Source organism: Streptomyces sp., assembly GCF_050698815.1.
Lineage (GTDB): Bacteria > Actinomycetota > Actinomycetes > Streptomycetales > Streptomycetaceae > Streptomyces.
In genome coordinates this window covers 1-6,083 of sequence record NZ_JBOHCV010000782.1, presented here as the reverse complement: position 1 = coordinate 6,083, position 6,083 = coordinate 1, and the positions used below count along the sequence as shown (strand labels likewise).

At 71.1% G+C, this 6,083-nt stretch carries 5 protein-coding genes; 4 read left to right on the top strand and 1 reads right to left on the bottom strand.

Features of this window, described 5'->3' with window-relative positions; all coding sequences use genetic code 11:
* The 3 genes from ACRDP3_RS28075 to ACRDP3_RS28065 all read left to right on the top strand — a co-directional run.
* Positions 1-513 (top strand): 1-hydroxy-2-methyl-2-butenyl 4-diphosphate reductase (locus ACRDP3_RS28075; protein ID WP_431519830.1); only part of this gene is annotated, 513 nt, incomplete at its 5' end.
* Between the two features lie 7 nt (positions 514-520).
* A complete protein-coding gene (gene hpnH, locus ACRDP3_RS28070) occupies positions 521-1,534 on the top strand; it encodes an adenosyl-hopene transferase HpnH (protein ID WP_431519829.1) in 1,014 nt (337 codons plus the stop codon).
* A 27-nt stretch (positions 1,535-1,561) separates the two neighbouring features.
* Entirely contained in the window at positions 1,562-2,944 is a 1,383-nt protein-coding gene (locus ACRDP3_RS28065; protein WP_431519828.1) for an aspartate aminotransferase family protein, read from the top strand.
* 12 nt (positions 2,945-2,956) lie between these two features.
* Here ACRDP3_RS28065 and ACRDP3_RS28060 read toward each other — a convergent pair whose 3' ends face one another.
* Entirely contained in the window at positions 2,957-3,754 is a 798-nt protein-coding gene (locus ACRDP3_RS28060) for a tyrosine-protein phosphatase (protein ID WP_431519827.1), read from the bottom strand.
* Between the two features lie 997 nt (positions 3,755-4,751).
* Between ACRDP3_RS28060 and ACRDP3_RS28055 the strand changes: the two genes are divergently transcribed.
* The coding region (locus tag ACRDP3_RS28055; protein WP_431519826.1) for a sensor histidine kinase at positions 4,752-6,083 on the top strand (1,332 nt) is incomplete at its 3' end.

Genomic DNA, 6,083 nt, shown 5'->3' with positions numbered 1-6,083 from the left:
GGCCCGGACGCCGCCCGGCGGGCCGTGGCGAGCGCGCTGCGCGACGAGCCGGCGGAGGGCGGCACCGCCGTACTGGCGACCGGGTTCTGCGCCGGTCTGGTCCCCGGCATGCACCCCGGGGACCTCGTCGTGGCCGACGAGACGCGGGACGGCACGGGCCGTACGCCGTGCACGGGGACCGAGCTGCTGGCCGCGGCGCTGCGCCCGTACGGCACCGTGCACGTCGGGCCGCTCGCCGGCTCCGCACGCGTCGTACGCGGCGCCGCGCGTACCGCGCTGCACACCGCCACCGGAGCCGTGGCCGCCGACATGGAGTCCGCGGCGACCCTCCGCACCGCGGCGTCCGCCGTACGGCGCCCCGTTGCCGCCGTACGGGTGGTGGTGGACGCCCCCGGACATGAACTGATCCGTCCCGGGACACTGCGAGGTGGAATATCGGCATTCCGCGTCCTTCGCGGCATTATGCCCGCATTCCTCGAATGGCACCGATCCTTGCTGCTCCCCTGGAGGTGAGCGAGACATGGCCATGCCTCTGCGTCAGACCGTCCGTATCGGCAGCTATCTCTTCCAGCAGAAACTGCGCCGCCGCGAGAAGTTCCCGCTGATCGTGGAGCTGGAGCCGCTCTTCGCCTGCAACCTGGCCTGCGAGGGCTGCGGGAAGATCCAGCACCCCGCCGGAGTGCTCAAGCAGCGGATGCCGGTCGCCCAGGCCGTCGGCGCGGTGCTGGAGTCCGGCGCCCCGATGGTCTCCATCGCCGGCGGTGAGCCGCTGATGCACCCCCAGATCGGAGAGATCGTCCGGCAGTTGACGGCGAAGCGGAAATACGTGTTCCTGTGCACCAACGCCATGCTCATGCGCGGCAAGATGGATCAGTTCACGCCGTCCCCGTACTTCGCCTTCGCCGTGCACATCGACGGGCTGCGTGAGCGGCACGACGAGTCGGTGGCCAAGGAGGGCGTCTTCGACGAGGCCGTGGCGGCGATGAAGGAAGCCAAGAAGCGCGGCTTCCGCGTCACCACCAACTCCACCTTCTTCAACACCGACACGCCGCAGACCATCGTCGAGGTGCTCAACTACCTCAACGACGACCTGGGGGTGGACGAGATGATGATCTCGCCCGCCTACGCCTACGAGAAGGCTCCCGACCAGGAGCATTTCCTGGGTGTCGAGCAGACACGTGAGCTGTTCGGAAAGGCGTTCGCCGGCGGCAACCGGCGCCGCTGGCGCCTCAACCACAGCCCGCTCTTCCTCGACTTCCTGGAAGGCAAGGCCGACTTCCCGTGCACGGCGTGGGCCATCCCCAACTACTCGCTCTTCGGCTGGCAGCGGCCCTGCTACCTGATGAGCGACGGCTACGTGCCCACGTACAAGGAGCTCATCGAGGAAACCGACTGGGACGCCTACGGCCGCGGCAAGGACCCGCGCTGCGCCAACTGCATGGCGCACTGCGGCTACGAACCCACCGCCGTGCTCGCCACTATGGGGTCGCTCAAGGAGTCACTGCGCGCCGCCCGGGAGACCGTGCGCGCCTGAGCCCGGCCCAGGGGAGGAGGCGACCGCATGACCGATTTCGACCTCACGAAGCTGCTGGCGGAACGGGGAGCCGAGCGTTACGAGCTGCACGCCCGGCACCTGAACCATCAGCTTCCGCGGATGCTGCGCGCCATCGGCTTCGACAAGGTCTACGAACGCGGCGAGGGCGCCTATCTCTACGACGCGGAGGGCCGGGAATACCTCGACATGCTCGCCGGGTTCGGCGTCATGGGCCTCGGGCGGCACCATCCGGTGCTGCGGCGGGCCCTGCGGGACGTGCTGGACGCGGGGCTGGCGGACCTCACCCGCTTCGACTGCCCCCCGCTGCCCGGCCTGCTGGCCGAGAAGCTGCTCGGTCACGCACCGGGTATGGAGCGGGTCTTCTTCGGCAACAGCGGCACCGAAGCGGTCGAGACGGCGCTGAAGTTCGCCCGTTGCGCCACCGGTCGCAGCCGCGTCCTCTACTGCGACCACGCCTTCCACGGGCTCACCACCGGCTCCCTCTCCGTCAACGGCGAGGACGGCTTCCGCCGTGGCTTCGGTCCGCTGCTGCCGGACACCGCGGTCCCGCTGGGCGACCTGGGCGCTCTCGCGCGGGAGCTGCGGCGCGGTGACGTGGCGGCCCTGATCGTCGAGCCGATCCAGGGCAAGGGCGTGCACCCGGCGCCGCCCGGATATCTGGCGGCGGCCGGGGAACTGCTGCACAGCGCAGGCGCGCTGCTCATCGCCGACGAGGTGCAGACGGGGCTCGGCCGCACCGGCGAATTCTTCGCCTATCAGCACGAGGCGGACGCGGCGCCGGACCTCGTGTGCGTGGCCAAGGCCCTCTCCGGCGGCTACGTGCCCGTCGGCGCGACCCTCGGCAAGGAGTGGATCTTCAAGAAGGTCTACTCATCGATGGAGCGGGTGCTCGTGCACTCCGCCAGCTTCGGCTCCAACGCTCAGGCGATGGCGGCGGGACTGGCGACCGTGGCCGTGCTGGAGGACGAGGATCTCGTCGCCAACGCCCGCCGCACCGGGGAACTGCTGCGCGGCAGGCTCGCGGCGCTCGTGGACGACTACGAGCTGCTGCACGAAGTGCGTGGCCGCGGTCTGATGGTCGGCATCGAGTTCGGCAGGCCGCGGTCCCTCGCGCTGCGCGGCCGATGGGCGATGCTGCAGGCGGCGCGGAAGGGACTGTTCGCGCAGATGGTGGTCGTCCCGCTGCTGCAGCGGCACCGCATCCTCACCCAGGTCTCCGGCGACGAACTGGAGGTGATCAAGCTGATTCCGCCGCTGGTCATCGGTGAGCGCGAAGTCGACCGGTTCGTCGACGCCTTCCGCCGGCTGATGGATGAGGCGCACCGCGGCGGCAGCCTGCTCTGGGACTTCGGCCGCACCCTGGTCAGGCAGGCGGTCGCCAACCGCTGAGGCGGCCCGCGCTCAGGCGTCTTCCAGCATCCTGTCCCGCAGCCGCCGGCGGGTCCCCGCCTCGAGCCCCAGCCCGTCCGTCAGATACGGCTCGACCCCGCCCCAGGTCTCCTCGATCGTGGCGAGAGCGGCGGCGAGGTAGGTCGCGCGCGCGTCGAAGAGCGGGGAGAGCAGTTCCAGCACCTCCGGGGACATGCCGGCCCGGGACTTGCCGCTGCGGTGCACCTTGTAGCGCCGGTGCGGGGAGTTGGACTCCAGGTAGTCGGCCTCGATCGCCTCCTGGCCGACACCGAGCGCCAGCAGCGTCACCGCGACCGAGAGTCCGGCCCGGTCCTTGCCCGCCGCGCAGTGCATCAGGGCGGGCACGCTGTCGTCGGCGAGGGAGTGCAGTATCCGGCTGTGCTCGGCGGTACGGCCCTTGATCATGGAGCGGTAGGAGGCGATCATCCGGGCCGCGCCCTGTCCGTCCGAGAGGATCATGCGCAATTGGTCCAGCTCGCCGTCGCGCACCATCTTCCAGAACTCCGCCCCGTCCGCCGGGTCGGTGAGCGGGATGTTCACGTTCCGCACGCCGGGCAGCTCCACATCCGGGCCCTCCAGGGCCTGGTCGGCGGCGTTGCGGAAGTCGAAGACCGTGTGCAGCCCCAGGCCGCGCAGAAAGGCCGCGTCCTCGTCGGTCGCGTGGGCGAGGTGCCCGCTCCGGTAGAGCACACCATGCCGCAGCCGGCGCCCGTCGGCCGTCGGCACGCCACCGACGTCGCGGAAGTTGCGCACTCCGGTCAGCGCGGGTTCGGCGGACTGCTGACTCACGGGTACTCCTCGTCGCTGCTCGTCTCTGTGCCGATCGGCCCCTGCCGACGATACGACATCGGTGCGCGGCGCAATCGGTCCCGTACCCCCGCGGGACCGGACGCTGCGTGACTCGGGCGTCGCGGAGCGTGCCGGGGCGGGTGGTGGTGAGCTGAGGGGTGAGACCCGCGGCAGGGAATGATTCCGGCCCGATGTGACGCGTTTTTGCGGGCCATGCGCCTCTGCTGTGCGGCGCATATGCCCGAGCGGGGCGCCTGCCGCGCTCCCGTCGCGGGTGCGGGGGCAAGCACGTGCGGCCCGCCGCGACGCCTCCGCTTCCACTTTTCGAGGACGCGTTCACGGGCGGTCTGGACCGGTCGCGGAGACCCCTCCCGCGTTCGTGCTTCCCGTGTTCGGTGGAGGAAACCGCTGGTCGGCCGTGCCATCCGCCGCCACCGGCGGTTCGGGCCCCGCCCGCCCGGCAGACCGTCCGGATTGCTGATGACCTGTCAGTTATGTTCGGCGGGCGTTAACTTCCCTGCTCCGTAAGGGAGTTATGATCACAACTCGCGCTCAGGGCTAGGACACGAGATCTTCACTCCATCGGAGCTGGCGAAGGGTGGCGAATATGTCATCTGCGTCTGCATGAAGTCGTTGTGAAGGCTAGCGTGGCCGTGGCGCTGTGAGAGCTGGCGTGCGCTGTGAGCGAGCTTTCGATGAAGCCCACTAGCAGACCTCAAGTCAACCGAGGAATCCGATGCCTGAACCCCCGAGCCATGCGGTGCAGACAGGAACAGGAAGAGGAACGTCCGGTCCCGCACCTTCCCAGGCCTCTCACCCCGGGAACGCCCCGCTTCCCTTCGCCGCGCCGGGCCCGTACGGAGCGACCCCTCCCGGAGCGCCGGGAGTGAACGGCTCGCCGGGCGTGAACGGGGCGCCGGGCGTGAACGGCTCGCGGGGACGGCACGGCCGCGCCCCTGCCCGGCAGTCTCCGAGCGACGCGGCTGTCCGACGGCGCATGGTGCGCCTCGCCGTGCTGCCGGCCGGGATCACCGCCATCGTCGCCGCCGCCGCGGTGGCGTACGTGATGACGGCCGAGGGGGGGCTCACCGCGTCGGGAACCCCCGCCTCCGGGGCCGATGGCACAGCGGTCTGGGGAGTGCTCGCCGGAGCCCTGTTGGTGGTGTGCGGAGTTGTCGTCGGCGCCGCCTACTTCGCCTCGACGCAGGCCCGTGGCGTCGTCGAGCGGTACGGTTCCCTGCGCCGCTCCGTCGCCCGCAGCCAGTCCGACCTCCGCTCCGCGCTGCGCGGCCTGGAGCAGGGCGAGCGCCCGCGCACCCGCCCGCAGCCTCCACTGCCCGAACCGGCCGCGGACGCCGACGCCTTCGACCTGCTCTGCCACGAACTCGCCCTGGCACAGCGCACGGCCGCCTCCGCGGTGAACGAGGCGGCCGTCCTGGCGCGCAGCAACGCCAGCGGCAGCGAGGAGAAGGTCGAGGTCTTCGTCAACCTCGCCCGCAGGCTTCAGTCGCTGGTCCACCGCGAGATCGAGCTGCTGGACGAGCTGGAGAACGAGGTCGAGGACCCCGACCTGCTCAAGGGGCTCTTCCACGTCGACCACCTCGCCACCCGCATCCGCCGGCACGCCGAGAACCTCGCCGTGCTCGGGGGCGCCGTCTCCCGCCGCCAGTGGAGCCGTCCGGTCACCATGACCGAGGTGCTGCGCTCCTCCATCGCCGAGGTCGAGCAGTACCCCCGGGTCAAGCTGGTGCCGCCGATCGAGGGCACGCTGCGCGGCCACGCGGTGGCCGACGTCATCCACCTGCTGGCCGAACTCGTCGAAAACGCCACCATCTTCTCCGCTCCGCAGACCCAGGTGCTGCTGCGCGCGCAGCACGTGACCGCCGGCCTCGCCATCGAGGTCGAGGACCGCGGCCTGGGCATGACGGCCGCCGAACAGAACCGCATGAACGCGGTGCTCTCCGACCCCGAGCGCATCGATGTCGGTGAGCTGCTCCAGGACGGCCGGATCGGGCTGTTCGTGGTCTCCGCGCTGGCCCAGCGGCACGGCATCGTCGTACAGCTGCAGAGCAACATCTACGGCGGCATCCAGGCGGTACTCGTACTGCCGCGCGAGGTACTGGGCGAGGACGCCGGCGCGTCCGCACAGCCCGGTGCCGCGAGTGCCGCGCGGGGAGCGAGTGCGGCGAACGTCCCGGGCGGCGCGGGCACCAACGGTGCCGTGAACGGCGCCGGTGCCGTGGGCACTTCGGCCGCCGGGGTGGCCGCCACCGCGGCTGCCGGCACCGCTGCCCCGGACACCGCGCAGACGTCGAGGGTGGGGCCGGAG

Bases quoted from the DNA above. Each gene is read 5' to 3' on its own strand.
- ACRDP3_RS28065 (WP_431519828.1), top strand. From the start codon at position 1,562: ATGACCGATTTCGACCTCACGAAGCTGCTGGCGGAACGGGGAGCCGAG.
- hpnH (WP_431519829.1), top strand. From the start codon at position 521: ATGGCCATGCCTCTGCGTCAGACCGTCCGTATCGGCAGCTATCTCTTC.